General features: G+C 44.9%; 1 protein-coding gene and 1 pseudogene. One reads left to right on the forward strand and one right to left on the reverse strand.

All coding sequences use genetic code 11. The annotated features are described in order from the left end of the window. Positions 1 to 181 (forward strand): annotated as a pseudogene (locus KIV40_RS14330) (IS3 family transposase); the annotation flags it as partial. A 512-nt stretch (positions 182 to 693) separates the two neighbouring features. Here the strand turns inward: KIV40_RS14330 and KIV40_RS14340 are convergent. Beyond that, positions 694 to 1,419 (reverse strand): site-specific integrase, encoded by a 726-nt coding sequence (locus KIV40_RS14340; protein ID WP_285349843.1) that lies wholly within the window; start codon positions 1,417 to 1,419, stop codon positions 694 to 696. Positions 1,420 to 2,018 lie beyond the last annotated feature (599 nt).

The following is a 2,018-nucleotide window of genomic DNA, read 5'->3' on the forward strand; positions in this document are numbered from 1 at the left end:
TAAGTTAAATTACGTTACGCCATCAGAGCGTCACGGTGGTAAAGATAGCGAGATTTTAAGACGTCGTTCTGATGTGTTGTCGGTAGCAAGAGAGCGACACCCAGAGCGTTGGTCAGGCAAAATTAGGAACTGTGAACCCGTTGGTGAGGTTCATCTAAATCCAGAAAGAAAAGCCGCTTAATAACTAAGCGAATGATGACAACTACCTTGAAAAACGCCGCATATGGAAGGCGATAATTATTGTCATGATTTCACTTTCAGACATTCGACCTTTAGGGTTGCGTTTTCGTTCGCTGTTTTCAAGCTGAAGCTTTTGCCACTGGGGTAGAAAAAACTGGCAAAAGTCATCGACATGACAAAATAAGTCCACTCGTTTATGCATAGCTGGTTCCTTGTGATGAGTCTCTCTTGGTCAGAAAGTTCTGATCGCAGAACTAGCTTTTGGTTCCCTTCTATTTTTATCCCAAGTTCATGTTAAGTAAAGGAGAGCTGATGCTAAGTGAACGTTACACTAAAGCATTACAAGCACTGAAAAAGAACACCTCAAACTGATGTGAATATTGGTTTTGGTGATCCGATAGTGCAAGGTAATGCTAGATTCAATGACTAGTTCAAGTCGGTTTAGCCTAAAGAAATAATCATAATGTTCGCACTGCGAACACTCATGCATCCTTCCCCGCACCTTCTTCCTCTCTAAAATTGGATCTCCATACGCTCGCCCACATCTATCGATAATATTTTGGTGTACACCTCCGTTGAACTTAATCGAGCATGACCAAGCAAAGCTTGGACGCGTTTAATGTGCATGTGATTCAATAACAGATGCATTCCGAAGCTATGGCGCAGAACGTGAGGCGTTAACGCGGTCCCCAAAAATAGCCCATTCTCGACGGCTACTTGCTCTATCTCTTTTAACCACAGTCTCGCCGTTTCCGAATTGATGGCCGTGCGCTTTTTGCTTCGCTTGGAGTGGAAGATTGGCAAACGTTGGTTAGTGCAATGCGTGACAATGTAACGGTTTAATTCGTTCGCAAATTGCGTATCAAACAGTGGGACCAGACGAATATTGCCCTTCTTGGCGCGACCTGAGCCGCTTTGCTGTTGCTTGAGGGTGCGTAGCTGCACCAAGCTACGATCTTGAACATGCAAAATATCGGAGGGTGTCAGCGCTAACACTTCATTGATGCGGCCACCGCAGTTAAACAGCAAGCGCAGTAACATTCGATGATGATCATTGATCGGCAATTCTGACAGTGCTCGGATTTCGGGTGCCAGCAAGTATTTTGGCAAATCCAACTCAGGACACTTGAGCATCACTTCTTTGCGGAATGCTAACTGATAGTTCCAATCAACGGTTGGACTGATGGTGAGTTCTGGAACAGTACCAGGGAACGGGGACAACTCAACGGGGGTGTTCACGCCTTTATCTCCATTTGGCATAACGTGTTTGTATCGTTGCACAGCTTATGGGGCTTGTCTAAAGATCTTTTCTCGATCCTTTTACTTGGGAATTCCATTCTATAGCGAGAAAAGCCAAATTAAAAACGCACTGTAGATCCCCTTTTGCCACCGAAATAAAAGGGGAAAAACCCAACATATAGAAAAAAAAGAAGGGGAAGGCACTATATAGACGACAAATCCCCCAAGTGCCGCGCCTTTGGGAGTCTGCCTGTTTTTCCAAGTGAAGAATGACAACGAAGCGGCTTTTCTTTTATGGTGCTGGCCGACGTTGTTGATGAGATGAGCCTCCCTGGCTCTTGGTTTGTTGTTCGACCCGAAAAGAAGCACGAGTTCATGATGAAAGTCTTTTAGTTTCATTATGGGCTTGTGCCTTGTGCCTGCGGGTAGCGAAGCAAGGGCGGTATAGAGCCCTAAATGGCAGTTCTGCCATCTGTAAATGAAAGTGGGGGGGGGAAACGGATTGGTTATTGTTTGGACTTAGATCAATATCAAGCTGGTACTTCAAACATTAAATGCACTGGAGTGTTATCGTCCACCTCTGAAAGTGGTTCGTTACA

The organism is Vibrio sp. D173a (genome assembly GCF_030248475.1).